This window comes from Streptomyces sp. NPDC051105 (genome assembly GCF_040682795.1).
Classification (GTDB): domain Bacteria; phylum Actinomycetota; class Actinomycetes; order Streptomycetales; family Streptomycetaceae; genus Streptomyces.
This window is the reverse complement of the sequence record NZ_JBFBBR010000017.1, coordinates 160,808-187,803: the sequence shown is the minus strand read 5'-3', so window position 1 is coordinate 187,803 and position 26,996 is coordinate 160,808. Positions and strand designations below refer to the sequence as shown.

23 protein-coding genes and 5 pseudogenes are annotated in these 26,996 nt (G+C 72.1%); 14 read left to right on the top strand and 14 right to left on the bottom strand.

Annotated elements, in window-relative coordinates; genetic code table 11:
- Window positions 1-4: 4 nt before the first annotated feature.
- On the bottom strand, window positions 5-1,480 hold the full coding sequence (locus AB0N16_RS34105; protein ID WP_365803534.1) for an MFS transporter: 1,476 nt from the start codon (window positions 1,478-1,480) through the stop codon (window positions 5-7).
- An 86-nt stretch (window positions 1,481-1,566) separates the two neighbouring features.
- Here AB0N16_RS34105 and AB0N16_RS34100 point away from each other — a divergent pair, with 86 nt between their 5' ends.
- The gene (locus AB0N16_RS34100; RefSeq protein ID WP_365803532.1) at window positions 1,567-1,959 is read left to right on the top strand and encodes a MarR family transcriptional regulator; all 393 of its coding nucleotides are present in this window, start codon (window positions 1,567-1,569) and stop codon (window positions 1,957-1,959) included.
- 9 nt (window positions 1,960-1,968) lie between these two features.
- Here AB0N16_RS34100 and AB0N16_RS34095 read toward each other — a convergent pair whose 3' ends face one another.
- The 3 genes and pseudogenes from AB0N16_RS34095 to AB0N16_RS34085 form a co-directional block, all read right to left on the bottom strand.
- The gene (locus AB0N16_RS34095) at window positions 1,969-2,703 is read right to left on the bottom strand and encodes a maleylpyruvate isomerase family mycothiol-dependent enzyme (protein WP_365803530.1); all 735 of its coding nucleotides are present in this window, start codon (window positions 2,701-2,703) and stop codon (window positions 1,969-1,971) included.
- A gap of 313 nt (window positions 2,704-3,016) precedes the next feature.
- Window positions 3,017-3,721, bottom strand: a complete 705-nt coding sequence (locus AB0N16_RS34090) for a CPBP family intramembrane glutamic endopeptidase (RefSeq protein WP_365803528.1) — start codon at window positions 3,719-3,721, stop codon at window positions 3,017-3,019.
- A 103-nt stretch (window positions 3,722-3,824) separates the two neighbouring features.
- Window positions 3,825-4,178: pseudogene (locus tag AB0N16_RS34085) on the bottom strand (amino acid permease); the annotation flags it as partial.
- Between the two features lie 171 nt (window positions 4,179-4,349).
- Here AB0N16_RS34085 and AB0N16_RS34080 point away from each other — a divergent pair.
- The gene (locus AB0N16_RS34080; RefSeq protein ID WP_365803526.1) at window positions 4,350-6,044 is read left to right on the top strand and encodes an alpha/beta-hydrolase family protein; all 1,695 of its coding nucleotides are present in this window, start codon (window positions 4,350-4,352) and stop codon (window positions 6,042-6,044) included.
- A gap of 42 nt (window positions 6,045-6,086) precedes the next feature.
- Here the strand turns inward: AB0N16_RS34080 and AB0N16_RS34075 are convergent, their stop codons facing one another.
- Both AB0N16_RS34075 and AB0N16_RS34070 read right to left on the bottom strand, forming a co-directional pair.
- Window positions 6,087-7,241, bottom strand: coding sequence for an MFS transporter (locus AB0N16_RS34075; RefSeq protein ID WP_365803607.1), 1,155 nt, complete (start codon window positions 7,239-7,241; stop codon window positions 6,087-6,089).
- Between the two features lie 315 nt (window positions 7,242-7,556).
- Window positions 7,557-8,828 carry an MFS transporter gene (locus tag AB0N16_RS34070; RefSeq protein WP_365803524.1) on the bottom strand — a complete coding sequence of 424 codons (1,272 nt, stop codon included), beginning with the start codon at window positions 8,826-8,828 and terminating at the stop codon, window positions 7,557-7,559.
- Between the two features lie 213 nt (window positions 8,829-9,041).
- On the opposite strand from AB0N16_RS34070, the pseudogene AB0N16_RS34065 reads away from it, so the two are divergent.
- Window positions 9,042-9,149, top strand: a pseudogene (locus AB0N16_RS34065) (decarboxylase); the annotation flags it as partial.
- Between the two features lie 143 nt (window positions 9,150-9,292).
- Here the strand turns inward: AB0N16_RS34065 and AB0N16_RS34060 are convergent.
- A pseudogene (locus tag AB0N16_RS34060) lies at window positions 9,293-9,703 on the bottom strand (carbohydrate binding domain-containing protein); the annotation flags it as partial.
- A 914-nt stretch (window positions 9,704-10,617) separates the two neighbouring features.
- Here AB0N16_RS34060 and AB0N16_RS34055 point away from each other — a divergent pair.
- Window positions 10,618-11,862, top strand: coding sequence for a serine hydrolase domain-containing protein (locus tag AB0N16_RS34055; protein ID WP_365803522.1), 1,245 nt, complete (start codon window positions 10,618-10,620; stop codon window positions 11,860-11,862).
- 232 nt (window positions 11,863-12,094) lie between these two features.
- Here the strand turns inward: AB0N16_RS34055 and AB0N16_RS34050 are convergent, their stop codons facing one another.
- Entirely contained in the window at window positions 12,095-12,742 is a 648-nt protein-coding gene (locus tag AB0N16_RS34050) for a TetR/AcrR family transcriptional regulator (RefSeq protein ID WP_365803520.1), read from the bottom strand.
- Between the two features lie 57 nt (window positions 12,743-12,799).
- Here AB0N16_RS34050 and AB0N16_RS34045 point away from each other — a divergent pair, with 57 nt between their 5' ends.
- The 3 genes from AB0N16_RS34045 (at window position 12,800) to AB0N16_RS34035 (ending at window position 14,981) form a co-directional block, all read left to right on the top strand.
- The gene (locus tag AB0N16_RS34045) at window positions 12,800-13,477 is read left to right on the top strand and encodes a class II aldolase/adducin family protein (RefSeq protein ID WP_365803518.1); all 678 of its coding nucleotides are present in this window, start codon (window positions 12,800-12,802) and stop codon (window positions 13,475-13,477) included.
- Entirely contained in the window at window positions 13,474-14,403 is a 930-nt protein-coding gene (locus tag AB0N16_RS34040) for a carbohydrate kinase family protein (RefSeq protein WP_365803516.1), read from the top strand. Before AB0N16_RS34045 ends, AB0N16_RS34040 begins: the two co-directional genes overlap by 4 nt.
- Before the next feature lie 182 nt (window positions 14,404-14,585).
- Complete coding sequence (locus AB0N16_RS34035) at window positions 14,586-14,981, top strand: luciferase family protein (RefSeq protein ID WP_365803514.1); 396 nt, start codon at window positions 14,586-14,588, stop codon at window positions 14,979-14,981.
- A gap of 17 nt (window positions 14,982-14,998) precedes the next feature.
- Here AB0N16_RS34035 and AB0N16_RS34030 read toward each other — a convergent pair whose 3' ends face one another.
- The gene (locus AB0N16_RS34030) at window positions 14,999-15,778 is read right to left on the bottom strand and encodes a DeoR/GlpR family DNA-binding transcription regulator (protein WP_365803512.1); all 780 of its coding nucleotides are present in this window, start codon (window positions 15,776-15,778) and stop codon (window positions 14,999-15,001) included.
- Window positions 15,779-15,901: 123 nt separating this feature from the next.
- Here AB0N16_RS34030 and AB0N16_RS34025 point away from each other — a divergent pair, with 123 nt between their 5' ends.
- Together AB0N16_RS34025 and AB0N16_RS34020 are read left to right on the top strand one after the other, a co-directional pair.
- Window positions 15,902-16,795 carry an SIS domain-containing protein gene (locus tag AB0N16_RS34025; RefSeq protein WP_365803510.1) on the top strand — a complete coding sequence of 298 codons (894 nt, stop codon included), beginning with the start codon at window positions 15,902-15,904 and terminating at the stop codon, window positions 16,793-16,795.
- A 2-nt stretch (window positions 16,796-16,797) separates the two neighbouring features.
- Window positions 16,798-17,658 (top strand): class II fructose-bisphosphate aldolase, encoded by an 861-nt coding sequence (locus AB0N16_RS34020; RefSeq protein ID WP_365803508.1) that lies wholly within the window; start codon window positions 16,798-16,800, stop codon window positions 17,656-17,658.
- Here the strand turns inward: AB0N16_RS34020 and AB0N16_RS34015 are convergent.
- Window positions 17,645-18,775, bottom strand: a complete 1,131-nt coding sequence (locus AB0N16_RS34015) for a methyltransferase (RefSeq protein ID WP_365803506.1) — start codon at window positions 18,773-18,775, stop codon at window positions 17,645-17,647. The two genes, AB0N16_RS34020 and AB0N16_RS34015, sit on opposite strands and share 14 nt — an antisense overlap.
- Before the next feature lie 68 nt (window positions 18,776-18,843).
- Here AB0N16_RS34015 and AB0N16_RS34010 point away from each other — a divergent pair, with 68 nt between their 5' ends.
- Together AB0N16_RS34010 and AB0N16_RS34005 are read left to right on the top strand one after the other, a co-directional pair.
- Complete coding sequence (locus tag AB0N16_RS34010) at window positions 18,844-19,494, top strand: alpha-ketoglutarate-dependent dioxygenase AlkB (RefSeq protein ID WP_365803504.1); 651 nt, start codon at window positions 18,844-18,846, stop codon at window positions 19,492-19,494.
- Between the two features lie 126 nt (window positions 19,495-19,620).
- A complete protein-coding gene (locus AB0N16_RS34005) occupies window positions 19,621-20,856 on the top strand; it encodes an ROK family protein (RefSeq protein ID WP_365803502.1) in 1,236 nt (411 codons plus the stop codon).
- 4 nt (window positions 20,857-20,860) lie between these two features.
- Here AB0N16_RS34005 and AB0N16_RS34000 read toward each other — a convergent pair.
- From AB0N16_RS34000 to AB0N16_RS33985, 4 genes and pseudogenes are all read right to left on the bottom strand, one after another.
- A pseudogene (locus AB0N16_RS34000) lies at window positions 20,861-21,123 on the bottom strand (LysR substrate-binding domain-containing protein); the annotation flags it as partial.
- A pseudogene (locus AB0N16_RS33995) lies at window positions 21,123-21,833 on the bottom strand (phosphotriesterase); the annotation flags it as partial. The pseudogenes AB0N16_RS34000 and AB0N16_RS33995, both read right to left, overlap by 1 nt.
- Window positions 21,830-22,414 (bottom strand): DUF4865 family protein, encoded by a 585-nt coding sequence (locus tag AB0N16_RS33990; protein ID WP_365803500.1) that lies wholly within the window; start codon window positions 22,412-22,414, stop codon window positions 21,830-21,832. The pseudogene AB0N16_RS33995 and the gene AB0N16_RS33990, both read right to left, overlap by 4 nt.
- 66 nt (window positions 22,415-22,480) lie before the next feature.
- Window positions 22,481-23,050, bottom strand: a complete 570-nt coding sequence (locus tag AB0N16_RS33985; RefSeq protein ID WP_365803498.1) for a TetR/AcrR family transcriptional regulator — start codon at window positions 23,048-23,050, stop codon at window positions 22,481-22,483.
- Window positions 23,051-23,216: 166 nt separating this feature from the next.
- Between AB0N16_RS33985 and AB0N16_RS33980 the strand changes: the two genes are divergently transcribed.
- Genes AB0N16_RS33980 through AB0N16_RS33970 form a run of 3 tightly spaced genes read left to right on the top strand, consistent with a single transcriptional unit; the run spans window position 23,217 to window position 26,811 of the window.
- Window positions 23,217-23,507: an SHOCT domain-containing protein gene (locus tag AB0N16_RS33980; RefSeq protein ID WP_365803496.1), complete on the top strand. Its 291-nt coding sequence runs from the start codon at window positions 23,217-23,219 to the stop codon at window positions 23,505-23,507.
- Window positions 23,504-24,253, top strand: a complete 750-nt coding sequence (locus tag AB0N16_RS33975) for an ABC transporter ATP-binding protein (RefSeq protein WP_365803494.1) — start codon at window positions 23,504-23,506, stop codon at window positions 24,251-24,253. Before AB0N16_RS33980 ends, AB0N16_RS33975 begins: the two co-directional genes overlap by 4 nt.
- Entirely contained in the window at window positions 24,250-26,811 is a 2,562-nt protein-coding gene (locus AB0N16_RS33970; protein WP_365803492.1) for an FtsX-like permease family protein, read from the top strand. The genes AB0N16_RS33975 and AB0N16_RS33970 overlap by 4 nt, the downstream gene beginning before the upstream one ends.
- Window positions 26,812-26,996: the final 185 nt, after the last annotated feature.

The window sequence follows — 26,996 nt, the reverse complement described above, 5'->3', positions numbered from 1 at the left end:
CGCGTCAGTCGCGCACGGACACGCGCTCCCCCTCCAGGGTGGTGGACTTGGCGATCACCACGCTCTGCTGCGGACGCCTGGTGCGCAGCCCGGTGAGTGTGATCAGCAGGCCGGCCAGGGCCACGCCCGCGACCACCATGAAGCCCGGGCGGTAGCTGTCGAGCATCGCCTGCGGGGTCGCGTGCGCCGGGGCGCCCGCGGTGACCACGGCCGTCACGACCGCCAGGAAGATCGCGCCGCCCACCTGCACCGAGGTGTTGAGGAGCCCGGAGACCATGCCCTGCTCGTGGTCCTCGACCCCGTTGGTGGCCTGGATGTTGAGCGAGGGGAAGACCAGCGCGCAGGCCGCGCCGATCAGCAGCATCGACGGCAGGATCACCGCCGCGTACACCGGGTCCAGGTCGACGCGCAGGAACAGGGCGTATCCGAGAACCATGAACGCGAAGCCGGCCGCGATCAGTCGCGGAGTGCCGAAGCGGTCCACGATCGCGCCGACCTTGGTCGAGGACACCGCCACGAGCGCGCCCGCGGGCAGGAAGGCCAGGGCGGTGTGCAGCGCCGACCAGCCGAGCAGGGACTGCATGTACAGGGTGGTCAGGAACTGGAAGCCGACGTAGGAGCCGAAGAAGGCGACCGCGCCGAGCTGGGCGCGGATCTGGTTGCCCGAGCGCAGCACGCCGAGCCGGATGAGCGGGCCGGGGGAGCGGCGTTCGACCCGGACGAAGACGGTCAGCAGGACGGCGACCGCCAGGAAGGACAGCAGGGTACGGGCCGATGCCCAGCCCACCTGCGGGGCCTCGACCACGGTGAACACCAGGAGCAGCATGGAGGCGGTACCGAGGACCGCGCCGGGGATGTCGTAGCCGTTGTGGTCGCGTTCGCGGGCGCTGCGCGGCAGCAGCCTGAGACCGGCGACCAGCGCGAGCAGGGCGATGGGGGCGGGCAGCAGCATGGTGAGGCGCCAACTGGCCTCGGTGAGCAGGCCGGACAGCACCAGGCCCATGGAGAAGCCGGTGGCCGCGCAGGTGGTGTAGATGGCGAGGGCACGGTTGCGCAGCGGGCCCTCCGGGAACGTGGTCGTGATGATCGAGAGGCCGGCCGGAGCGGTGAAGGCCGCGCTCAGGCCTTTGATGAAGCGGCTGGCGATCAGCAGCGGGCCCGAGTCGACCAGGCCGCCGAGCAGCGAGGCCAGCGCGAAGACGCCGAGGGCGACGAGGAACACCTGGCGGCGGCCCAGCAGGTCGGCGGTCCGGCCGCCGAGCAGCAGCAGGCCGCCGTAGCCCAGGATGTAGCCGCTGACGATCCATTGCAGCGTCGAGGTCGACAGGTGCAGGTCGGAGCCGATCGACGGCAGCGCGACGCCGACCATCGACACGTCCAGGGCGTCCAGGAACATCGCGGCGCAGAGCACCAGCAGGGTGCCCCAGAGGCGGGGAGTCCAGCGTCCCTCGGAAGCAGGGGCGGTGAGCGGAGAGGTCATGCCCACAGACACTACATGCACACGCATTGATTGCAAACGCATTTAATTACGATGCAACAATCGCGTTTCTCTGCTACGGTGCGGGAATGGCGGCGAAGAAGCCCGAGCAGGCGCTCGTGGAGCAGTGGCGGGACATGCTGGCCCTGCACGCCCGCACCCAGTGCGAACTCGACCGCGCCCTGCACGGCCACGGCCTGTGCGCCAGTGACTTCGAGGTCCTCGACCTGCTCTCCGACGGTTCGGCGGCTGACGGCGGATGCAGCTACCGCGTCCAGGAGATCGCCGAGCGGGTGCACCTCAGCCAGAGCGCGCTGTCCCGGCTGGTCGCCCGGCTGGAGAAGGACGGCCTGGTCGAGCGGGCCATGTGCCCGGAGGACCGGCGGGGCGTGCGGGTGGCGCTCACGGGCAAGGGGCGCGCGCTGCACGACGAGGTGCTGCCGGTGCAGCGCGCGGTGCTCACCCGGATGCTCGCCGGCTAGGTCCGGCGCTCAGATCCCCGACCTGGTGCGCCACAGATCGGCCAGTTCCAGGTCGCCGATCACCTTCGGCACCGGTACCCGGTTCCACAGCGCCAGGTACAACTCGTCGGCAGGACCGGAGAGTTCGGCCATCGCCTCAGGGAGTACGCCGAGTTCCGTGACGGGCGGCTGCTCCGACAGCCGTACGGTCCAGACCGCGTCCCGGTCCGCGGCGCGCACCTGGAGCACCCGCGGGTATTCGGAGCGGACCCGGCTGCGGGAGCGGGCGTGGAAGCCGCGCAGCAGTTCGTCGATGCCGTCGACCGCGAAGTCCGTCGCGATCGGGGACGCCGGTCCGCCCCGGGCGGCCTCGGCGTCGTACCGGTGCACGGTCGTCTCATGGGCCTGCCGTCGCAGCCAGAAGGTGAGTGGTGAGGGGACGGGGGCGGGGTGGAAGGTCCAGCACGTCACGTTCCGCGGCGCACCGGCGAGGGTGTCGACGAGGTCGCGGTGGCCTTCCTGGAACCAGGTGGTCAGTTCGGTGCCGTCGAGGTCGGGCGGCTCGGGGATGGGCCGGGGTCCGGGATGGGCGTCGGCTACGACACCGGCGGCCCACCGGTGGACGGTGCCCGTGTGCCGCAGCAGGTCGCGCACCCGCCAGTCCGGGCAGGTCGGCACCTCGGCGTCGAGGCCCGCCGCCACGGCGGCCGCGGCCAGCGACCGGCCCTCCCGGTCCAGGATCTGAAGATACTCGGCAGTCTCCATGCCGCGAGTCTGCCCGATGCGGCACGCGCGGACGCGGCAGGCCCCGGTCTGCTGTGCGGTCTGCCGTGCGGTCTGCTGTGCGGCGCGGCAGGCCGGGGTGTGCTGCGTGAGCGCCGCAGACCCGGCGTGTGCCGTATCAGCGCGGCAGGCCCAGGACCTGTGCCTTGTCAGCGCTGAGTCCTTGGCGTGTGCCGTGTGCGCGCTGAGTCCTTGGCGTGTGCCGTGTGAGCGCTGAGTCCCTGGCGTCTGCTGTGTGAATGCTGGGACCCCGGCGCGTGCTGAGTGAGCGCCGTGGGTCCCCGCGCGTCAGTCCCTAGCGCAGCAGGAATCCCACCGCGTAGCCCAGTGCGTTGACCGCCCAGTGCAGGGCCATCGGCGCCAGCAGGGAGCCGCTGCGGTCGCGCAGCCAGCACAGCAGACAGCCCGCCACGGCGGTGAACAGCACCGCCCCGATGTCCACCAGGACCGCCCCCGCGACCGACTGCCCGAAGAGCGAACCCAGCGTCGGCTTGTCCTTGTTGAGGTTCAGCGAGGGCAGGATGTGCCAGAGCCCGAACAGCACGGAGGACAGGACGGCGGCCGTCGTCGCCGTGCGCAGCCGGCGCAGCAGCGCGAACAGCACCCCGCGGAAGGCGATCTCCTCCAGCAGTACGGTCCCCACGGGCACCGCGACCAGCGCCTTGAAGGCGATCTCCGCACCGCTCAGCGCGTTGGTCCGCTGGTCCGCGAACAGTTCCCGGGTGACCGGGAGAAGCGCTCCGCACAGATAGCCCGCCGCGACGATCCCGATCAGGGCGACCGCCCAGCGCGCCCCGTCCGCCAGCGTGTTCCGGCCCAGTCCCAGCTCCGCCCAGCCGCCGCCGGCCCAGAACAGCAGCGCCACCAGGACCGCCGAGGCGACGACCGCGGTCAGCAGGATCCATGACCTGGCCCAGCGGTTGTCCAGCAGATTGGCCGCCACCAGCACGGCCACCACCGCCACCAGGGCGGCCCGGGTGGGGAGGCGGGGGACCGGCATCTCCGGGCCCTGGCCGGGGGAGTCAGAACTCGACCGGGTCGCGCAGCAGCGGGCAGGTCACGCAGTGCCCGCCGCCGCGTCCCCGGCCCAGTTCGGCGCCGACGATGGTGAAGGTGACGTTCCCGACGCAGGTGCTCGCCCAGTAGCCGAACGCCGAGAAGAAACCCAGGTATGCGCCGAACCCCGCCTTCGCATAGGCGTACACACCCGCGTCCAGGTCGGCCCTGCGCAGCGCCGGCGTCTGGAAGACCAGGGCTGGCATCAGCATGCCCGCACCCGCGATCACCCAGGCGATCAGCGCGCCCGCGACGCCGGTCTCCTCGGCGGACCGGCGCGGCAGCGAGAACACCCCGGCGCCGACCATCGAAGCGACCGCCATCGCGGTCGGCGTGGGCAGCGTCAGCTTGGCCGCAGGCGGCGAGGAGCGGGGACTCTCGGTCGTCTGGGCCTGCGCCATCCCACCACGATGGGATATCCCGGGGTGCTCTGCACCTTTTGTCACCCAACGGGATGGCCTCGGGGATCGTCCGGATGCGGCGGCGGGTGCGGTAGCCGATCGTGGTGCCGAGGTGGCCAAGTGGGTGTAGCGGGCAGGACTCTGAATCGTACGAGGCACTGGACCCGGCGGATGACGGAACAGGTACGCCGGCACGCGGGCCCCGGCCGGGTGGTTCGGCGGCGGCCGTGCTGGTGCGGGATCGCCGTGGCGGTCCTGTGCTACTGCCTGTCCCTCACCCCGTCCCTGCTCCCGCGCGCCTGGTGGCTCCAGGGACTCGTAGCCGGCGTCTCGGGGGTCGTCGGATACGCCGTCGGCGCACTGCTGGAGACCCTCGCCCGGTTTCTGCTCCGCTGGGCCGGCTTCCGGATCCGTCCGCGCGTCCGCAGGATCCTCTGGGCGGCCCTCGGGGTCCTCGGGGCGGCGGCGGTCGTCGCCGTCACCGCCTGGAGCGTTCACTGGCAGGGCGAGGCCCGGCGCGCGGTCACCCTGCCCCCGCAGGTGGTCTGGTGGCAGTGGGCGCTGGTCCCCGTCGTCGCCGTGCTCGTCGGCACGATGCTGCTCCTGATCGGCCGTACGGTACGGCTCGGCACCCGACTCGTCGCCCGCCCGCTCGGCGTCCACGTGCCGCGCCCGGTCGCGTACGCCACCGGGGTCGCCCTCGTCGTGTTCGTGATCTCCGGCGTCGTCCAGGGCTTCCTGCTGCGCGGGGCATTGGACGCGATCGAGAGCGCCGCGTCCCTCGCCGACCAGGACACCACCGAGGGCGTCCACCAGCCAGACCTCGCCACCCTCTCCGGCACTCCCCGGTCCGCCGCCCACTGGGACACCCTCGGCGCCCGGGGCCGCGACTTCGTCGGTAGGGCCACCACTCGCGCCGACATCACCGCCTTCACCGGCCGGCCGGCCAAGGACCCGGTACGTGTCTACGTCGGCCTGCGCACCGCCGACACCCTCAACCAACGCGCCGCCCTCGCCGTACGCGAACTCGAACGCACCGGCGGCTTCTCCCGGAAGATCCTCGCGGTGCTGGGCACCACCGGCACCGGCTGGATCAACGACCAGGGCAGCAAACCCCTGGAGTACATGTGGGACGGCGACACCGCCCAGGTCGCCCTGCAGTACTCCTACCTGCCCAGCTGGGTCTCCGCGCTTACCGAGGACGAGGCCGCCGACACCGGGCGGGCCCTCTTCGACGCCGTCTACGACAAGTGGCGGACCCTCCCGGCCGGCTCCCGCCCCCGGCTCCTCGTCTACGGCGAGAGCCTCGGCTCCTTCTCCATGGAGTCCGCCCTCGACGGCTCCCTGGCCGACCTCGCCTCGAAGACCGACGGCGCGCTGTTCGTCGGCCCGACCTACGACAACCCCCTGTGGAAGAGGGTCACCGCGGAACGGCGGCCGGGCAGCCCCGAGTGGCGGCCGGTGGTCGACGACGGTGCGCAGGTGCGGTTCGCGCAGGTGCCGACGGACTACGGCATCCCGCCCGCGCCCTGGGGAGAGCCCCGCGCGGTCTACCTCCAGAACGGCTCCGACCCCGTCGTCTGGTGGTCACCCGGCCTCGTCTTCCACCAACCGGACTGGCTGGACCGCCCGCGCGCCCGGGACGTCTCACCGGCCATGCGCTGGTACCCGCTGCTCACCTTCTGGCAGGTGGCCTGCGACCTGGCCGGCGCGGACAGCGTGCCGGACGGATACGGCCACCGCTACGGCACGATGCCGACGACCGCGTGGGCGGAGATCACGCAGCCACCGGGCTGGACGGCATCCGACACCGCGCGACTGTCCGGCCTGCTGGAATCGGTATGGGAACCGGGCCTGCTGGACTGAGGAGCGGACACCTCACCAGCACGGCCCCGTGTCCCCCGTCCGTCACTTGCTCGTCGCGCCTATCAGCGTGGCGATCCCGGCCAGCACCGCCACGCTCGTCAGCGCCGTCGGCAGTGACGTCCAGTCAGCGATGAAGCCGATCGCCGGCGGGCCCAGCAGCATGCCGCCGTACCCGAGCGTGGACGCCGTGGCGACGCCCGAGGGACCGGCCAGCGCACCCGCTCGCTCCACCGCCACCGGGAACAGGTTGGCCAGTCCCAGCCCCGTGACCGCGAAGCCGAGCAGTGTCGCCCAGATCCAGGGAGCGAGGGAACCGAGCAGCATGCCGGCCGCGGCCGTCCCGCCGCCGAAGACCACGGTCCTGGACCGCCCGAGCCGCTCCAGCAGCCTCGTGCCGCTCGCCCGGCCGATCGTCATGGCCAGCGCGAAACACGTGTAACCGGCCGCCGCGACACCCGGAGAGGCATCCAGGTCCTGCCGGAGATGGAGCGCGCCCCAGTCGGCCATCGCCCCCTCGCCGTACGCCGTGCACAGGGCGATCAGGCCGAACACGATCACCATGCGGCGGGTACGGGCGTCCAGGCGGCGCGGGGCGGTGTCGGTGCGCCGCTCGGTGCGGGGGACCGCGATGTCGTACCGCAGCAGCGTCGGGGCGGTGGCGGCCGTGACCAGCAGGCCGATCACGGTGAGGGCGAACAGGTGGCGCGTGGGGGAGAGGGAGCCGGCGACCAGGCCGCCCAGCCCCGCCCCGATCATGCCGCCCAGGCTGAACGCCGCATGGAAACTCGGCATGATCGGGCGGCCCAGGGCGGCGACCAGGTCGACGGCCGCGCTGTTGAAGGCGACGTTCAGCCCACCGTATGCGCTGCCGAAAATCAGGAGTACGGCGCCCAGCGCGAGTACCGAATGCGCGAGCGGCGGTAGCGCGATGCTGAGGGAAAGCAGGATGCTGCAGATCACAGTGACGGGGTGAGCGCCGTAGCGCCGGCAGAGCCGGCCGGTGAGCATCATCGTGACGACGGCTCCGGCGGACACGCCGAGGAGGGCAAGGCCAAGACCCGAGGTCGAGGCGCCTGTCTGTTGTTTGATGGCCGGGATGCGTACGACCCAACCGGCGAAGATGAAGCCGTCCAGAGCGAAGAAGACGGTGAGGGCGATGCGGAGCCGGGTGAGGTCGGTGCTGCTGTCGCCCGGCACGATGGTGCGCGTTCGGGGTTTGTTTATTGGCGGCACAAAATCAGGCTAGGGGGAGTGTCCGGATGGGGCAAGGCTGGCGCGTGATCAGCGGAGCCCATCTGGTGCCAGATGTCATCCGTGTTCCACATCTGGAAGTACCGCTGTACGACCTGGTGAGAGGAGCCCAAGCGGAGGCGGCTGCCTACCAGGAGGACGGGAGAACACGATGCGCACGAACTCCGTCGCTCCAGAAGTGCTCAGCCCGGACGGCACCGACCACGCACATCCAGAGGCCAATGGGCCCGCTGACGTCCGACGCACGGTGATTCGAGTTGGCTAGCTCGCCACGTCCGAAGTCTCCGCGCTGGTGGGCCTCTGTGGTGGGATCGTGCCTGCTGGTGGTGCCTGTCGCACGGCTCGGTTGGCCGTGGTGAGGAGGGCCAGGGTGAGTAGCCATGCGCCGCACAGCCAGACCAGAGGCTTGGCGCCCAGTGCGGTGATCAGCACGCCGCCTGCGAGTGTGCCGATCGACAGGGCTCCCATGGTGAGCGTGGAGACCGCGCTTGTCGCTCGGCCCCGCAGCTCATCGGGTGTAATGGCCAGTTGGTGCGTGGCCATGGCCACCGCGTACACCGGAGCCACCAGCGACTCGGCCGCCGCGACCACCGCCAGCAGCAGCGGGTTCGGGGCGACCGCGTACAGCGGGAACATCAGCGCCTCCAACCACAACATGACCACGGCGATCCGGCCGAGCGGGAAACGACGCGTGGTCCTGTCCGCGACCAGCGCCCCCGCGAGGGCGCCGACCGCCGCGCCGCTGAAGATGACGCCTATCCACAGGGATGACGCACCGAGTTGCCGGGCGAGGGTGATGATCAGCAGATACCCGGCGCCGTAGCGCACCTTGTCAGCGGCCGAGACCAGGGTGAGGAAGCGGATGACCGGCTGGTGCCGAAGCCAGCCGAGCCCTTCCCGGATCTCGGCGGTGAGCCGGGCTCTCCGCGCGTCCTGCCGGTCCAGCTGGAACCGGGCGCGCATCAGACGAAGCGACGCCGCGGACACGGCGAAGGACACCGCGTTGACGGCGAACGGCACGGTCCGCCCGGCGGCGTAGAGCGCACCGGCGAGCGAAGCCCCGAAGACGCCCACCGCGCTGGCGGCTGACTGCGAGTAGCCGAGCGCGGCGGACAGCCGCCGCGGACCGACCACGTTGGGCAGCGCCGCGGTGTTCGCCACCTGGAAGAGGGTGGTCAGGATCCCGGCGAGCACGGTCGTCGCGTACAGCTGGGGCATCGTGAGCTGGTTCAGCCACAGCGCGACGGCGACCCCTCCGGCGAGCACGGTCCGGCCGAGCTCGCACCAGATCATGGTGGCTTTGCGGTCCCATCGGTCGACGAGGGCGCCGGCGACCAGCCCGAACACCAAGAAGGTGAGGGTTCCGAGGCCGAGTACGAAGCCGGCTTGGGTGGCCGACCCGGTGAGGGTCAGGACGATGAGCGGCAGGGCCATGCTCTCGGCCTGGTTGCCGACGGCAGAGACCAGCTGGCCGCTCAGCAACAGCGAAAAGTCCCGGTTCCGGAACAGGCCCGGACCGTGAGGGTTATTCATGATTGTTACGCTCCGTGACAGCTCAAGGGCACAAAGGTGACGTCGAGGCTTGTGTCCGAGCTAAGAAACACGGGGCGTCGTAGACATGGGCGGACCGTATCCAGGGCACCGGCGGGGCCGCAATCGATTTGCCGTGAGGACCGCACTGGGCCAGGGGCTGCGTCCGGGGCCGGAAACGTGACGATCACCGGTGATCATCGTGAGGTGCGTGGACTCAGGGGCGAGGAGCCGCCCTTCGCGCTGCGTGCTCACGAGGCCGTCGACGCCAAGCGCCGCATCGCCGTCGAGGTGTCCTCGCTCATCGCCGACGGCGAGACCGTCGACACCAGGGACTCGCAGCGTTGCTCGGTTCGATTCGCATCCCCTAGCTACCGGCGGCCTCGCCTTCATACGTGTGTGCCGCCGGGAGATCACCGCGGTGAGAGGCCTGTTCGACCACCTCGTGATCGACAGAGCACGGCTTCTCAGGAGTGCCCGCCGCCACCGGGCCCGTTCAGGGTGATGTCGTCGGCGTAGTAGCTGCCCTGTGCGTACCAGCCGTGCACGTAGATCGTCGCGCTGGTCTGGGAGGCGCCTGTTGTGAAGGAGACGGTCAACGGGCTGTATCTGGTCGGGGAAGTGGTCCAGGTGGATGCGCCGCCGTTCACGCCCAGGTAGACGTAGGAGCCGCGGACCCAGCCGCTGAGTGAGTAGGTGGTGTTCGGCCGTACCGCGACGGTCTGGTCGCACTGCGCGGTGTCGCTCGAACTCACCGTCCCCTGGAGGGCCTTGGAGCCCGCGTGGGCGGGGGAGGAAACGATCGAGCCCGGGTTTCCGGCGCAGCTCCACGGCAAGAGGGCGCCCGACTCGAAGCCGGGGTTGGTCAGGACGTCCGCGACCCCGCCCGCGCTCGGGGCGGCTGTTGCCGGGGCGGCCGACGCGCTCGCCGGGGGAGCGGTCGGGGTGGCCTCGGTAGGGCTGGGGATCAGGAGAGAGCAGCCGAAACCGACGACGGCCGCGGCGGTTACCGCGATCGCCACGGGCGTCCGGCGCTGCCCGGGCCCCGGACGCGGGCGGTCCATGGGACGCGGCGGGCGGGTGTCGCCGTCGGGTGGGGGGAGCTCCTCCGTCTTGCCGCCGGGGACAGGCGGGAGTTCCTCTGTCTCGCCGTCAGTCGGGGTGTGTGGGACGGGTGCGGCCACGGTTGTGCGGCCGCGGTAGTCCTTGTCCTGGCGGATGTCGTCGAGCAACTGGGCCAGCGCGTCGGTGTTGCGCGGGCGCAGCACACGGATGGGCTCCAGCGCGGTGCGGTCGTCCGGTGTGTCGGACGTGGGCGGTGTGGGCATGGTGCTCTCCTTCCGTCCCGTGGCAGAAACCGGAACTGTCCTGACCCTGCGGAATTCATACGCAGGGACAGCTCGGGAGGTTCAGCCGGCGTCGCGCCGGGGGAGAAGAGGCGAACCGGATACCAACTCGCGTACCGCCCTCTACAGGGCAACCTCACTCGACGGCCGGGGATTGCCAGCGTGCGACCGCTGCGTCGAACTGCCAGTGCTGCCCGGCACGACGCTGTGCGAACGGGTGCTGCTCATTGGCGGCACAAAGCCGGCGTAGGAGGGTGTGCCGGGGTACCGCAAGGGGAGCCTCGGTCGTTGCGGCGGCCGCCGTGTTCCGGTGACATGCGGGACCGGCTCGTAGGGGGTCTGGGTACACCCCGCATTCGGAGGGCAGCCCCATCCTCAGGCGTTCGCGGATCCGGTTGGCTGGTGATCGTCAGCGCACAAAACCCACAGCACCGGGGGATTCGACCATGAAGATGCCGCCGTCGAGGAAGACCAGGGCCGCCGTACTGACCGCGGCGCTGCTCGCGCTGGCCGCACCCACGGCCGCGACCGCCGCCACCGCAGGGCACCCGGCGCCGGGGCACTCCTACGGCGAGGACCAGCTCCGGCGGGACCTGGCGGCGGTACGGAAGGCCGGGGGCGGCGACGTGAACGTGCTGGCCAGGGTCGACGGACCGCACGGCGCACCGCTCATGGCACGCATCGGCACCCGGACCGTCGGCTCCTCGGCCCCGATCCCGTGGAACGCGCACTTCCGGGTGGCGAGCACGACGAAGACGTTCGTGGCGACCGTGGTCCTGCAACTAGCGGCGGAGCAGCGGCTGTCGCTGGACGACACCGTCGAGCACTGGCTGCCGGGAGCCGTCGCGGGCAACGGCAACGACGGCAGCCGGATCACCGTCCGCGACCTGCTCCGCCAGACCAGCGGCCTGTACGACTACATCGACGACCCGGAGATCCAGGACCGGCTGATCAACCACTTCGACGAGAACCGCTACGACACCACGCCCGCGGCCGACCTGGTCGCGGTGGCGATGAAGCACCCGCCGGCCTTCGTACCCCGGCCGGGCGGGGCCACCCGCTGGGCGTACTCCAACACCAACTACCTGCTGGCCGGGATGATCGCGGAGAAGGCCGGCGGCGCACCCTGGGACGAACTGGTCGAGCGCCGGGTGATCGCCGGGCTGGGACTGCGGGACACCTCCGTTCCCGGGCTCGACCCGCATCTGCCCGACCCGCATGTGAACGTGTATCTGACCGGCGCCGACGGCAAGCGTCTCGACGTCACCGAGCACAGCTTCCAGCACACCGCGGACTCCGGCGTGGTGAGCACCACCGCTGACCTGAACACCTTCTTCCGGGCGCTGGCCGACGGCAGGCTGCTGCCCGCCGCGCAGTGGCGTGAGATGCGGCGGACCGTCGAGCGGACCGACGACCCGGAGGACGTGGCGGAGATGCCCGAGGGCACCTACGGGCTCGGGCTGCGCAAGGTCCTGCTCTCCTGCGGCGGTTTCTACTACACCCACGAGGGCGACGGTGCGGGCGTCAACACCCGCCCCGCGGTGAGCGCGGACGGCGGGCGCGCGGTGACGATCTCCCTCACCACCACGACCGCACCGCCGGACCTGGCCGCTCTCAACCGCGCCACGGGCACCCTCGTCGACCACGCCCTGTGCGCCGCCGCCCCCGCCCAGGGTTCGCCGGCGAGCTAGTGCTGCGACCGGAAAGATTCACCGGCTCGCGACGCCTGGCACGGCACCTCGCCGCGTTGTCGCACCACCCGAGTACATGTTGTCGCACCACCCGGGTACATCCAGTACGCGGGTGATGCTCCGCCTTGCGATGCACCGCACCGGACGCCGCGAGCTTCCCGGCAAACCCTGCCGGTCACAGCACTGGATCTTCTCCTCGGGTACGGCCGGCGCGCTCGTCGGTCGTACCCGTTCAGGCGTTTCCGTGGCGCTCCGTGATCGCCGCCAGGTAGCCGCGCAGCATCAGCTTCGCCTCGTCGAGCAGGGCCGTGTCGCCCTCGCGGTTGCGGCGGAACGCCTCCTGGGCGAGGGCGTCGGCGGCGAGGACGGCGGCCTGGCAGGCCCGGCCGAGCGCCTCCATGTCGCCGACGACCCCGAGCGCGAACAGTGTCCGGCGCACCCCGTCGGCCATCCGGCGCTTGTGCTCGCGGTCCGCCTCGCGGGTCCGGTCGGTCAGACCGTTGCCGAACCACAGGGCCCGGAAGCCGTGTTCGGCGCGGTAGAGCGCGGCGAAGCCGTCGATGAGCACGCCCACCGGGTCGGCCCAGTGCTCGGCGGCCGCGGCGCGGACGAGGCCGTCCATCACCTCTTCGAGCCGGGAGAAGTACGTCGCCGCCAGGGCGTCGATGATCGCGTCCCGGTCGGGCAGGTACTGGTAAAGCGAGCCGACCGACACCTTGGCCTCCGCCGCCACCCGGGTCGTGGTCAGCGCCTGCACGCCCTCGGTGACCAGAACACGCTCCGCGGCCTTCAGTACCCGTGCCAACCGGGCCTTGCTGCGGGCCTGTTGGGGGGTCCGGCGCGCGACGACACCGTTCTCCTCGGCGGGCTGCTCGGTCACCCACGGCTCCTGAATCTGAACGTGACTTTGGTTCAGGTTTACGTTACCGTCGCGGCCATGACGGACCCAAGCTCCGCGCTGCTCCGGGAGCGGGTCGCGGTGGCCGACGCCTGCCGTCGTCTGGGGGCGGCGGGATTGCTCATCGGCACTGCGGGCAACGTCAGCGTGCGGGTGGGGGACCGGGTCGCGGTCACCGCGACCGGGGCGGTGCTCGCCCGACTCACCGCGGACCAGGTGACGGTGGTCGACCTTGACGGAAAAGCCGTCGCGGGGAGCCTGCAACCCACCTCCGAACTCGACCTGCATCTGGGGATCTACCGGCGTTACGGCACCGGCGCGGTCGTCCACACCCACGCGCCGATGGCCACCGCCCTCTCCTGTGTGCTCGACGAACTGCCCTGTATCCACTACCAGTTGCTTGCCCTCGGCGGCACCGTGCGGGTGGCGCCGTACGCCACCTTCGGCACCCCGGAACTCGCCGCGTCGGTCCTCACCGCGCTCGACGGCCGCAGCGCCGCCCTGCTGGCCAACCACGGCTCGGTCACCGTCGGGCCGACCCTCGACAAGGCCGTCGAGAACGCCCTGTTGCTCGAATGGGCCTGCGGCGTCTACCAGCACGCGGCGGCGCTCGGAACGCCCCGCGTCCTCGACGAGCAGCAGCAACTCGCGGTGATCGAGACCGCGATCGCACGCAACTACGGCACCACCCAATCCCTGGAGGAGGGCAGGTCATGAGGGTCGTCACGATGGGCGTGCACGTGCTGGACGTGCTGGTGCGGCCGGTGGACGCGATACCCGAGGGGCAGGGCGCCACGCTGGTCGAGGACATCAGGATGACGGCCGCCGGGACCGCCGGTGGCACCGCGCTCAGCCTGGCCAAGCTCGGTGCCACCGTGCAGAGCGCCGGGGCCATCGGCGCCGACGCGACCGGCGACATGCTCGTGCAGCTGCTGGCCGAGGCCGGAATCGACACCCGGTTCCTGGTCCGCCGTGCCGACACCGCCACCTCCGCGAGCGTGCTGCCCATCCGCCCCAACGGCGACCGGCCCTCCCTCCATCTCCTCGGCGCCAACATCACCTACGGCGTCGACGACGTGCCCTGGGACGCCCTCGCCGAGGCCGGCCATCTCCACCTCGGCGGACCGGAGTTGATCGGCGTCGAAGCGGCCGCGCGCATCCTGCGCTTCGCCAAGGAGCACGGTGTGACGACCTCCGTGGACCTGCTCGCGCCCGGTGTGCTCGGGAGCTTCGAGCAGATCGCGGCGGCACTGCCGTACGTCGACCACCTCCTCCCCAACGATGACCAGGTGCTGGGCTTCTCCGGCGAGGACGATCTGGTGGCCGGCGCGAAGAAGCTGGTCGGCGCCGGGGCCGGACTGGTCGCGGTCACCCGCGGCGCTGACGGCGCGCTGCTGGTCACCGCGGAGGGCACCGAGGCCGTCCCCGCCTTCGAGATCGACGTGGTGGACACCACGGGCTGTGGAGACGCCTTCTCCGCCGGCTTCGTCCACGGCATCGGGCTGGGCCGCGGCCCACGGGAGTCCGCCGTGCTCGGCAACGCCGTGGCGGCACTGGTCGCCCAGGGCCTCGGCAGCGACCACGGGGACTTCGACCTCGCGGCCGTCGACGCGTTCGCGACGACCGGCATCAGGCGTGCGTAAAACGTGATGTCGGCCCCGCTCGTCCCAGACATCCGATAGGCACCTTCCGTCCCTCGAATCACTGAAATCCTGCGGATATTCACTCGTTCCAGGCATCTGTGTTCGGACAGAGCCCGGCAACAGCTCGGTTAATAACTGCTCGCTGGTTGGTTACCGGAGAGTGAGCGGTCCATGATGGCCCCATGACGTTGGCCTCGCGCGCTTTTGCGCAACTGGCGAGCTGGCCCGACCTGACCCAGGCGGTACCCAGCTGTGGTCTGGGTCAGGCCGTGAGTTCGTCGCAGGGCGAGATCGCGCACTTCCACTCGGAGCGCGATGTGGACCTGCGTCTCACCACCCACGCCATCCGGCACTTCGCCAAGAACCTCAAGAGCACCGGGGCGATCCGTATCGTCCCGGGCTCGCAGTGGGTGACGATACGACTCGACGCCACGAGCGACGTCGATCTGCTGCTGACCCTGGTGAGCGTCGCCCTCCAGGCCCGGCAGAGCTGGCCCGACCCGGCAGACCGGCCCGTGTTCGGCTGCAACGACCAGCGGGGCGCCGGCTTCGTCAGCGCGGACATCAGCGGTATGTGACAGGTTCCGCGGCCTGGTCACACGGTCATGACCCGGATCCCCGCCTCCTCGAACGGGCCTACTGCCTCCGGTGCCGCCGCCGTGTCCGTCACCAGCGTGTCCACCAGGTCCGCCGCGCAGATCCGGGCGAAGGCCCGCCCGCCCAGCTTGCTGGAGTCGGCGGCCACGATCACGCGGGTGGCGCGCTCGCACAGCAGCCGGTTGATCGCCGCTTCCGCCTCGTCATGGGCCGCGGCCCCGTGCACGACGTCGAAGGCGACCACCCCGAGCACCGCCACATCGAGGGTGATCTGACCCAGCACACCGTCCGCGAGCGGCCCGATGAGCTCGTACGACTGCGGGCGCGCCACCCCGCCCGTCACCACGATCTTGAACTGGGGTCGCACGGCCAGCTCGTTGGCGATGTTGAGCGCGTTCGTGACGACCGTCAGCGCAGGCGTGCCCGTGCCGAGATCGCCGCGCACGGCCAGGGCGCGGGCCACCTCGGTGGTGGTCGTCCCGCCGGTCAGCCCCACCGCCTCGCCCGGCACGACCAGTTCCGCCACCGCCTTGGCGATCCGCTGCTTCTCCGAGGCCCGCCGGGCGGTCTTGTAGCGCAACGGCAGTTCGTACGACACCCCGTGCACCACCGCCCCGCCCCGGGTACGCACCAGCATCTGCTGCTCGGCGAGCTGGTCGAGGTCCCGGCGGATCGTCGCCGCCGAGACCGCCAGCTCGGCCGCCGCCTCCTCGACCTCCAGCCGGCCGCGCTCGACGAGCAGCTCGAGCAGCGCCTTCCAGCGGGCGTCGCGCGACATCCGCCGCCTCCGTTCCTCGATCTCCCGGCGACCTTAACCCACTCCGCCTTCGCCTGAATGCTTGATTGTGCTCGAAAGCTCCCCCTATCTTGCAAGAACAATCAGATCAGGGGAGGGTGCGGCATGACGCATGTCGAGGACGAGCTGTACAGCCAGCCCGAGTGCTGGATACGTGCCGCGCAAGAGGCCGGGCGGCACGCGGGGGCGCTGCCGGCGGCGGGGGAACGGGTCGCGATCGTCGGCTGCGGCACCTCGTACTTCATGGCCCAGGCGGCGGCGGTGCTGCGCGAGTCGGCGGGGCAGGGCGAGACGGACGCGTTCCCCGCCTCGGAGTTCCCGCCCGGGCGCTCCTACGACCGGGTGCTCGCCCTGACCCGGTCCGGCACCACCACCGAAGTGCTCGAACTGCTGGAGCAGTTGAAGGGGCACGCGCGCACCGCCGCGATCACCGCCGACCCCGACACCCCCGTGCTGCATGCCGCCGACGACCTCGTCGTCCTGGACTTCGCGGACGAACGCTCCGTCGTCCAGACCCGGTTCGCGACCAGCGCCCTCACCCTCCTGCGCACCCACTTCGGCCTGCACACCGACGCGGTGGTGGCCGACGCCCGCACCGCGCTCTCGACTGCCTTGCCGACAGAACTCGTCGAGTGCACGCAGTTCACCTTCCTGGGGCGCGGCTGGACCGTGGGACTCGCCAACGAGGCCGGGCTGAAGATGCGCGAGGCCTCGCTGTCCTGGACCGAGGCCTACCCGGCGATGGAGTACCGGCACGGCCCGATCAGCATCACCACCCGCTCCACGGCCACCTGGACGCTCGGCCCGGCGCCCGCCGGACTCGCCGAACAGGTCCGCGCCACCGGCGGACTGTGGATCGAGGGGGTCCTCGACCCGCTCGCCGAACTCGTCCGCGCCCAGCGCCTCGCGGTCGCCGTCGCCGCCGCCCGGGGCCTCGACCCCGACCGGCCACGCCACCTCACCCGCTCGGTGATCCTCGCCCCGTCCGGGGAGGCGTGACCGTGCCCGTCGCAGCCACCGGTGAGCTGTTGACCCGGGCCGCCGAGTCCCGCTCCGCCGTCGCCGCGTTCAACGTCATCACCCTGGAGCATGTGGAGGCCGTCGTCACCGGCGCCGAGGCGGCCGGATCGCCCGTGGTCCTCCAAGTCAGCGAGAACGCCGTCAAGTTCCGCTACGGACGACTGCTGCCGCTCGCCCGCGCCGCCACTGCGGCCGCCGAACGCGCCCGCGTGCCCGTCGCGTTGCACCTCGACCACGTCCAGAGCGACGAACTGCTCCGGCAGGCGCCCGCGGCCGGCTTCAGCTCCGTGATGTACGACGCCTCCCGGCTGCCGTACGCCGAGAACCTCGCCGCGACCGCGGCGGCCGTCCACTGGGCGCACGCCCAAGGCCTGTGGATCGAGGCCGAGCTGGGCGAGGTCGGCGGCAAGGACGGCCGCCCGCCGGTGGACGCGCACGTACCCGGCGCCCGCACCGATCCCGGGCAGGCACGGGCCTTCGTCGCCGGCACCGGCGTCGACGCGCTGGCCGTGGCGATCGGCAGCGCGCACGCCATGACCACCCGCACCGCGGCCCTCGACCACGGCCTCCTCGCCCGCCTGTCCGCCGCCGTGCCGGTACCGCTGGTGCTGCACGGTTCCTCCGGGGTCCCGGACCACGGCCTGGTCGCCGCGGTCGCCGGCGGCATCGCCAAGGTCAACATCGGCACGGCGCTCAACATGGCGATGACCGCCGCGATCCGCCGCTTCCTCGCGGACCACCCGGACGCGGTCGACTCCCGCAAGTACCTCAGCGTCGGCAGGGAGGCGATGGCCCGGGAGGTCACGAGGATCATCGGGGTCCTGGGCACTAGCCCCGCTTGACCGCCTTCAGCACCACGAACTTCGGGTCGCTCGCCACCAGTTGGCTGTTGCCGAACAGCCGGCGCAGCTTCACGTGATAGCCCAGGTGCCGGTTGCCCACCACCCACAGCTCGCCGCCCGGCCGGAGCGCCTGCTTCGCCCCGGTGAACATCCGCCACGCCGTCGCGTCGGTGGTCGCCTGGTGGGAGTGGAACGGCGGGTTGTTCAGCACCACGTCCACGCTCCCGGCCGCCACCCCGGCCAGCCCGTCCCCGACCCGGAACTCGGCATGCCCGGGCACCCCGTTGGCCTTGTAGGTGGCCTCCGCCGAGGCAACCGCCTGGAACGACTCGTCGACGAACAGCACCTCGGCCGTCGGATCGGCCAGCGCCACCGCCGTCCCGACGACCCCGTTGCCGCACCCCAGGTCCACGATCCGGCGCCCGCCCGCGGGCAGATGCCGCAGGAAGAACCGGGTGCCGATGTCGAGCCGGTCGGCGCAGAAGACACCCGCGTGATTGACCACCGTACGACCGGAGACCGCGCCGATCCCGTCGGGGAGCTCGTAGCTGTACGGCCAGGGGTTCACCGGCCGCCGAAGCGACGGGTCCGGGACGCAGTGGATCAGCCGGGCCTTCTGCTCGGCCAGCGAGGTGCGGGTCGGGCCGAGGATCCGCTCGAACAGCCTCAGGGTCGACGTATGGATCTCCTTCACCATCCCGGTGCCGATCACGACCGTGTCCGCATGCACGGCGGGCGCCAGCCTGAGCAGCTGGTCCTCCAGCAGGGCCAGGCTCTTCGGCACCCGCACCAGCAGCACGTCCACCCGCTCCGGCGGTGGATCCTGGGTGGTGAGCAGCCGCACCGCACCCGTCTCGACACCCGCGCGCGCCAGGTTCGCCCGGGTCGCCTCCTGGCTCAGGTACGAGTCGGTGATCTGTGCCGGCCGGTGTTCCGCCAGCGCGGTGACCAGCGCGCCCCAGCGGTCGCCGAGGACCACGACCGTGCCGGACAGCCCGGTCCGTTCCTCGGCCAGATGCCTCAGCAGATACGCGTCGGAAGCGTCCCAGGCACGCAGCCGGTCGCTCGGATCCTCGGGGAAGCGGGACAGCTCGTACTCGCCCCACGCAGTCGTCATACGGTCGCTCATCGTGCCTCCAGGCTAGCGGAGCCGCAGCTCAGACCCGGTCGGGCAGGATGGGGGGCATGGAGGACGAGTTGTTCCCGAGGGCGTGCGCCCAGATCGCGCCGGGCGCCGTGCACGTCCCCGACTGGCTGAGCGCGGGGCGGCAGCGTGAGCTGCTGGACGCCTGCCGGGAGTGGGCCCGGCCACCCGCCGGACTGCGCACGGTCCGCACTCCGCAGGGCGGCACCATGACCGCCCGCCAGGTCTGCCTGGGCTGGCACTGGTACCCGTACGCCTACGCCCGCACCGTCGTCGACGGCGACCGCAGGCCCGTCAAGCCCTTCCCGGCCTGGCTCGACGAACTCGCCCGCAGTGCGGTGACCGACGCGCTGGGCCCGCAGGCGGTGGGTGGATTGTCATACGACATCGCGCTGATCAATTTCTACGACGCCGACGCGAGGATGGGCATGCACCGGGACGCCGACGAGAAGTCGGACGCGCCGGTGGTGTCGCTGAGCCTGGGGGACACCTGCGTGTTCCGCTTCGGAAACACCGAGACCAGGACGAAGCCGTACACGGACGTGGAACTGCGCTCGGGAGACCTGTTCGTGTTCGGGGGTGAGTCACGGCTCGCCTATCACGGAGTGCCGAGGGTGTACCCGGGCACCGGACCGACGGGGCTGGGCCTGACCGGCCGTCTGAACGTCACGCTGAGGGTGAGCGGTTTCTGAGCCGCCCCGAGTGGAGCGCCCCTTCAGGGGCGCGGGGCTGAATCGATGTGGGGCCGCCGCGTGGGCGCGACCAGCCACAACGCACCGGCACCGTTCAGGACTACGGATCATGGCAGACTCCCTCTCATGAGCGGCAAGGCGGCCCCCGGCGCGACGGGGAACGGAACCTCGAAACCCCGGTTGGACCGAGGACGCGGCGCACTCGGCCCCGCACTGGAACTCGTGCACACCGGCCGCGCCCCCACCCGCGCCGTACTCACCGCGGAACTCGGGGTCACCCGGGCCACGGCCGGCGCCGTCGCCGCCGAGCTGGAGGCGCTCGGCCTGATCAGGGTCGACGCGCACCCGGGTGCCGCGGCCGGTTCGCAGGGCCGCCCCTCGCACCGCCTCGAGGTCGCCGAGCACGGCCCCGTCGCCCTCGCCGCACAGGTCCACGCCGACGGCTTCCGTGCCGCGCTGGTCGGCCTGGGCGGCCGGATCGTCGCCACCGCCCCCGGCTGCGAGACCGTCGACGCCGACCCGGCGAAGGTGCTCGGCTCGGTGGTGGAGGCCGGCGCCGACCTGCTCCGCAGCACCGGCCTGCGCTGTGTCGGCGCCGGTCTCGCCGTACCGTCCGCCGTCGCCGAACCGGAGGGCCTCGCCCTCAACCCCCTTCACCTGGCCTGGCCGGTGGGCGCGCCGGTGCGCCGGATCTTCGCGGAGTGCGTGCGCGCGGCCGGAATCACCGGCCCGGCCTTCGCGGGCAACGACGTGAACCTCGCCGCGCTCGCCGAGCACCGGCACGGCGCGGGCCGGGGGGCCCGCGATCTGCTGTGCGTGGCCACCGGGCACCGGGGCGTCGGCGGCGCGCTGGTCCTCGACGGCCGTCTGCACACGGGGAGTTCGGGTCTGGCCCTGGAGGTCGGCCACCTCACCGTCAACCCCGAGGGCCGCCCCTGCCACTGCGGGAGCCGGGGCTGCCTGGACGTCGAGGCGGATCCGCTGGCGCTGCTCGTCGAAGCGGGCCGCGAACCCGGCCCCGAGGTGTCGCTGCTCCGGCAGGCCGAGGACCTGGTCCGCGACCACTACGCCGACCCGACCGTGCGCAGGGCCGCCGAGGCCCTGATCGACCGCCTCGGCCTGGGCCTGGCCGGACTGGTCAACATCCTGAACCCCGACCGCATCATCCTCGGCGGCCTGCACCGCACCCTGCTGGACGCCGACCCCGAGCGGCTGCGTGCCGTCGTCGCCGACCGCAGCCTGTGGGGCCAGAGCGGTGGCGTACCGATCCTGCCCTGCACGCTGAGCCACAACAGCCTTGTGGGAGCCGCCGAGTTGGCCTGGCAGCCGGTGCTGGACGATCCGCTGGGGGCGCTGCGGTGACGCCCTACCACTGAGCCGTGAGGCTCCACAACGCCGCCACCAGCGGCCGCCGCAGATCCGGCCGCCGCACGCACAACCCGATCGGGAACCGCTCCGGCGCCGGAGCGGCCGGGACCACCGACAGCCGGTCCCGCACCGCGCTGTGGTCCAGCACCAGCCGTGGCACCACACCCGTCCGCAGCCCAGGGCGACCAGGGCCAACAGGGCTTCGTGGCCCTCCGGTTCGCAGGCGATGTCCGCGGGCCCGCCCCGCGCGCGGAACCAGCGGCCAGGGCCCGGACGGCCTCCGGCATCCGCCAGTCGGTGGCGTGGTTCGCGTGGGACGGCCCGTCGAAGGCCAGCCAGCAGCCGGATGCGGCCGCCTGCCGCTGGACGAGGAGGTCGGGGGAGCGGTTGAGGTGGCCGAGGATCACCCGGTCGCCGGGGACATCCAACTCCCCGCACAACAGGTCCAGTACGTCGAGGGCGCCGGTGCCCAGCTCCAGGTGGACGGCGATCGGCGCGCCCGTCGCGTGGTGCGCCTCGGCCGCCGCCGACATCGTGCGGCGGGCGTGCGCGTCGAGGGCGTGGAAACCGCCCGCCACCTTGATCAGACCGGCCCGTACCCCGGATGTGCCGATGCCCTCGGTCAGCTCGGCGACGAAGACGTCGGCGAGCCGCCCGTCCAGCCCGTCGAGCAAATCCGGCGGGTAATGGGCCGCTTGGTGCAGTCCCGTGGCGCAGACCAGACGCACCCCGGTGGTACGGGACAGCAGGGACAGGTCGGCGGCGCGCCGGCCCATCCCGTACGGCGTCCACTGCACGACGCTCGCCCCGCCCGCCGCGCGGAACGCCGACAGCTCCGCCCGCGCGGCGGTCGCGTCGTCCAGCTCCTGACCCGGGAGCCTGGGACTGCGGAGGAAGAGGTGGTCGTGCGCGTCGCACACGCCCAGGTCCTCGGGCCGCACGTCGCCGAGGACGGTACGGACGGTACTCACCACTGGCGCCCGCGCGGCAGCCGGTCCCGGCCGGGTTCCGACATGTGCAGTACCTGGAACACGTCCCCCTCGGCCTTCGGGGCGTCCTGCGCCCAGAGCGAGAAGCGGACCACCTCCCAGCGGGCCGTGTCCACGGCGGCCGCCGCCAGCACGGCGCCGTCCTCGCCCGCGACCCGTCGGGTCTCCCGCACCACGTCCGCCATCAGCCCGGACAACTCGGCCCCGTCCGGCACCGGCTCCCGCCGCCGGACCGCGAAGGCCGCACGCGCATCGGCCGCGCCGCCCTCCTCGTACGCCAGGCCCGACCACTGCCGTGCCTCGGGCCGCCCGAAGTCGTTCACGAGACCCTGGAAGGCGCCTCCCCACAGGAAGCGGTTCATGCCCTCCACGGTGTTCCAGAGGTAGAAGGGTGCGTACTGGTTGACCGGCGAGCCGTGCACACCGCGCTCGCGCAGCAGGTACGTCTTGAAGCCGAGGCCGTCCCAGTCGTCGAGCAGATGCCCCACGCGGGCCACCCGGTCACGGACGATGCCCATGTCGTAGTCGGCGGGCAGGGTCAGTTCGTACTGCAGGGCGTGCATGGTGGAAGCCTCTCTCCAGCGCTCGGGCGGTGGGGGTGGTCGGCGGCGGACAGGTCCGCACGTATGTCAGTTCCTCAGCAGTGACAGCAGTCCGCGCACGCCGGCGTCGAACGCGGCGGGCGAGCCGGAGGCACGGGCGAGGACGTAACCCCCCTGCACGGTCGCGAGGACCGTCGCGGCGATCTCCTCACCGTCCACCCATGAGCCGAACTGCCCCTGCTCCTTGCCCTCTTCGACGATCCCGGCGATCAGCTCCTGGATCCGGTCGAGGGTCTCGTCGACGGGTGCCCGCAGTTCCTCGCTCGCGATGATGTCCGGGTCCATGGTCAGCCGCCCGACCGGGCAGCCGCGCAGCACATCGCGCTCGCGCCGCAGATACGCCTCGATCCGCTCGTACGGCGTGCCCGGCCCGGTGAGTACACCCTCCGCGGTGGCCAGGAGCTCCTCGGCGGTCCGCCGGATCGCGGCAAGGGCCAGGTCCTGCTTGCCCTTGAAGTGGTGGTACATGCTGCCCTGGCCGGCCCCGGCGTGCTCCAGGATGGCCTTGGGGCTCGTGCCGACGTAACCGCGCTCCCAGAGCAGCTCACGGGTGGACTCGATCAGACGCTCCGATGTGGTCATACGGGCACTGTACATACTAGTAGTTACAGAATGCCAGCCCTGACAGGAGCAGCGCGCTCCCCGCCGTGTACTCCCCGGGAGGTACGGCGACTGCCGCCGGCCGCACGACGACCCGGACCCCTCCCCGGAGCCAGTCTCTACGCAGCACACCGAGACTTTCCGGCAAGGGAGTTGAACCGAGATGGAGACCCTGGCGAACTGGGACGGCGGGCCCGGCCCGTGGATCCTGTTCTTCCCGCTGATCTGGGCGGCCGTCGCGATCGGCGTCGTCACCGTCCTGCGCCGCACCGCGTGGCGCGGGCGCGGCGGCCCCTGGCGCCCGGCGGACACCGGACGCCCGGCCGGCGACTCGCCGCTCGCCGTCCTCGGCCGCCGCTTCGCCTCCGGCGAGATCGACGAGGACGAGTACTGGCGGCGGCTGTCCGTCCTGGAGGAGCAGTTCGGCCGCATCGGCAAGGGCGGCGCGGCATGACCACGACCACCGAGGTACGAGCCGCGGCCCGGGTCGTGGGCGCCGTGAAGACGTACGGCGCCGGCGACACCGCGGTACGCGCCCTGGACGGCGTGGACGTGGCGTTCCCGGAAGGACGCTTCACCGCCATCATGGGCCCGTCGGGCTCCGGCAAGTCCACCCTGATGCACTGCGCGGCCGGCCTCGACACCCTCACCTCGGGCACCGCCTGGATCGGCGACACCGAGCTGGGCTCGCTCGACGACCGGCGGCTGACCCTGCTGCGCCGCGACCGGATCGGCTTCGTCTTCCAGGCGTTCAACCTGGTGCCGACGCTGACCGTCGCGGAGAACATCACCCTGCCGCTGGACCTGGCGGGCGGGCGCGGCGACCCGGAGTGGATCGACGCGCTCGTCGAGGTCGTCGGACTGCGCGACCGGCTGCACCACCGCCCCTCCGAACTCTCCGGCGGCCAGCAGCAACGCGTGGCCGTGGCACGGGCGTTCGCCGGCCGCCCGGAGGTCGTCTTCGCCGACGAGCCCACCGGCAACCTCGACTCGCGTTCCGGCGCCGAGGTCCTCGGCCTGCTCGGCGACGCGGTACGGCGGACGGGCCGCACGGTCGTCATGGTCACCCATGACCCGGTGGCCGCCGCCCACGCCGACGAGGTCGTCTTCCTCGCCGACGGGCGTCTGGTCGACCGCATGGAGTCCCCGGCGGCCGACACCGTCCTGGACCGGATGAAGGCCTTCGAGGTGCGGTCATGAACGCGTCCGTCCGACTGAGCCTGTCCTCGCTGCGCGCCCACCGGCGCCGGTTCGCCGGCACCTTCCTCGCCGTGTTCCTGGGGGTCGCCTTCCTGGCCGGCACCCTGGTCATGGGCGACACACTGCGCGCGAGCTTCGACTCGATGTTCGGCGAGGCCACCAGGGGCACGGACGCCGTGGTGCGCGGCGCCGACGCAATCACCACACCGGGCGAGGCCCAGGGCGTACGAGAGCCCGTGCCCACCTCCCTGGTGCGGACAGTCGAGCAGGTGCCCGGCGTCGCGGCCGCCGCCCCGGACATCCAGGGCGCGGGCCAACTGGTGGGCGCCAACGGCAAGCCCGTCGGCGGCAAGGGCCCGCCGACCCTCGCGGGCAACTGGATCACCGACCCGAAGCTCAACTCCTACCGGATCGCCGAGGGCCGCGCCCCCGCCCGGTCCGGGGAGGTCGTGGTCAACCGAGGTGCCGCGAAGAAGGGCGGCCTGAAGATCGGCGACACGACCGTGCTGCGCACCCCCGACCCGGTCGAGGTGACCATCGTCGGCCTCGCGACCTTCGGCGGCGAGGACGGCATGGCCCAGGTGACCTTCACCGGCATGACACGGTCCGACGCCGAGAGGTATCTCACCGCCAAGCCCGGCGAGGCGGCGGGCATCCTGGTGCGGGCCGGCCCCGGGGTCGGTCAGCAGGAGCTGGTCGACCGGCTGACTGCCGTGCTGCCCGCGGGAGTCGAGGCGATCACCGGGCAGGAGTCGGCCCAGGAGAACACCGACATGATCTCCAGCCGGTTCCTGACCGTCTTCACCACCCTCCTGCTCGTCTTCTCCGGGATCGCCCTGCTGGTCGCGACCTTCTCCATCCACAACACCTTCGCCATCGTCGTCGCCCAACGCGCCCGGGAGAACGCCCTGTTGCGTGCCCTCGGGGCCTCCCGCGGCCAGGTGACCGCGGCGACCCTGACAGAGGCGAGCGCCGTGGCCGTCGTGGCGTCCGCCGCCGGGCTCGCGGGCGGCATCGGGATCGCCGCCGGGCTGCAGGCGCTCTTCCCGGCGATCGGATTCCCCTTCCCCGGCGGCGACCTGGTGGTCAAGGCGCTCTCGATGGTCCTCCCGCTCGCGGTCGGTGCCGTCGTCTGCCTGGGCTCCGCGCTGCTGCCCGCCGTACGCGCCGGACGCACCGCCCCGCTGGCCGCCCTGCGCGAGACCGCCGTCGACTCCTCGGGTGCGTCCGGCCTCCGCGCGGTCGTCGGAGCCGGCCTGGGCGCCCTGGCCGTCGCCCTCGCCCTTACCGGCGTCCTGGTCCTTCCGTCTGTCTGGCTAGCGGGACTCGGCGCGCTACTGGCCCTGGTCTCCTTCGTGATCCTGGGCCCGGTCGCCGCCACCACGGCCGTACGACTGCTCGGCGGCCCCCTCGGCCGGCTGCGCGGCGTGACCGGCGCCCTGGCCCGCCGCAACGCGCTGCGCAGCCCCAAGCGGACCGCCGCCACCGCGAGCGCGCTGATGATCGGGGTGGCGGTCGTCTCGCTGTTCACCGTGTTCGGCGCGTCCCTGAAGGCGACCATGGACCAGACCGTCTCCCGGTCCTTCGCCGGCGACCTCGCCGTCAGCACCCCGTCCTTCGGCGCGGGCGGCAGCGGACTCAGCCCCCGCCTGGCACCGGTGCTCCAGCGGCTCCCGGAGGTCGACACCGCCGTGGGACTGGGCCGCGGGGTCGCCGAAGTGGACGGCAGGGGACGGGCGCTGACGGTCACCGACCCCGCCGCCCTCGCCCGCACCTTCGACCTCGGCACCGTCCAGGGTTCACTCACCCGGCTCGGCACCGACGGCATCGCCGTCACCCGGACGGAGGCCGACCGGCAGCACCTGCACACCGGTGACACCGCCCGGCTCACCTTCACCGACGGTGAGGAGCAGGACTTCACCGTCCGCGCGGTCTACGGGCAGTCCGAACTCGCCGGTGACTACGTCATCACCCGTGCCGCCTGGGCCCCGCACCGCATCCAGGACTCCGACACGCTGGTGGCCGTCACCCTCAGGCCCGGGGTGAGCGCCACCACGGGCAGGGCGGCGGTGACGAAGGCGGCCGAACGGTACGGCAATCCGCAGGTGCAGACCCGGGACGAGTACGCGCAGTCCTCGGCCGGTGGGATCGACATGATGCTCACCCTGGTCTACGCGCTGCTCGCACTCGCCGTCCTCATCGCCCTGCTCGGCATCGCCAACACGCTGACCCTCGCGATCCACGAACGCACCCGGGAGCTGGGCCTGTTGCGGGCCGTCGGCCAGACCCGCCGCCAACTGCGGGCCATGGTCCGCTGGGAGTCGGTCCTGGTCGCCGCCTTCGGCACGGCCGGCGGACTCGGCCTCGGCGCCTTCCTCGGCTGGGTCCTGGTGAGGGCCTCGGACGGCACGAGCGACACGGCGTTCGCCTTCGCCGTCCCGCCCGTCCGACTGGTCGTCGTGGCGCTGGTGGGCGTGGCGGCGGGCGCCCTGGCGGGCCTGCGTCCGGCCCGGCGAGCGGCCCGCCTGGACGTGCTGCGGGCCATCGCCGTGGAGTAGCGCCCGGGAAGGGAACTCACCGCCCGCTCAACTGGCGACAGCCGAGCGGGCGGGAGCGCGTGCGGTGTCAGGGGCACCGGCGGTCGCGGGTACGGCAGCGGTGGCGCCGACGGTCGCGGGTACGGCGGGGGACGGACCGGAGGCCGTGAGTGCGAGTGCGGCAGCGGTGGCGCCGATGCCGACTT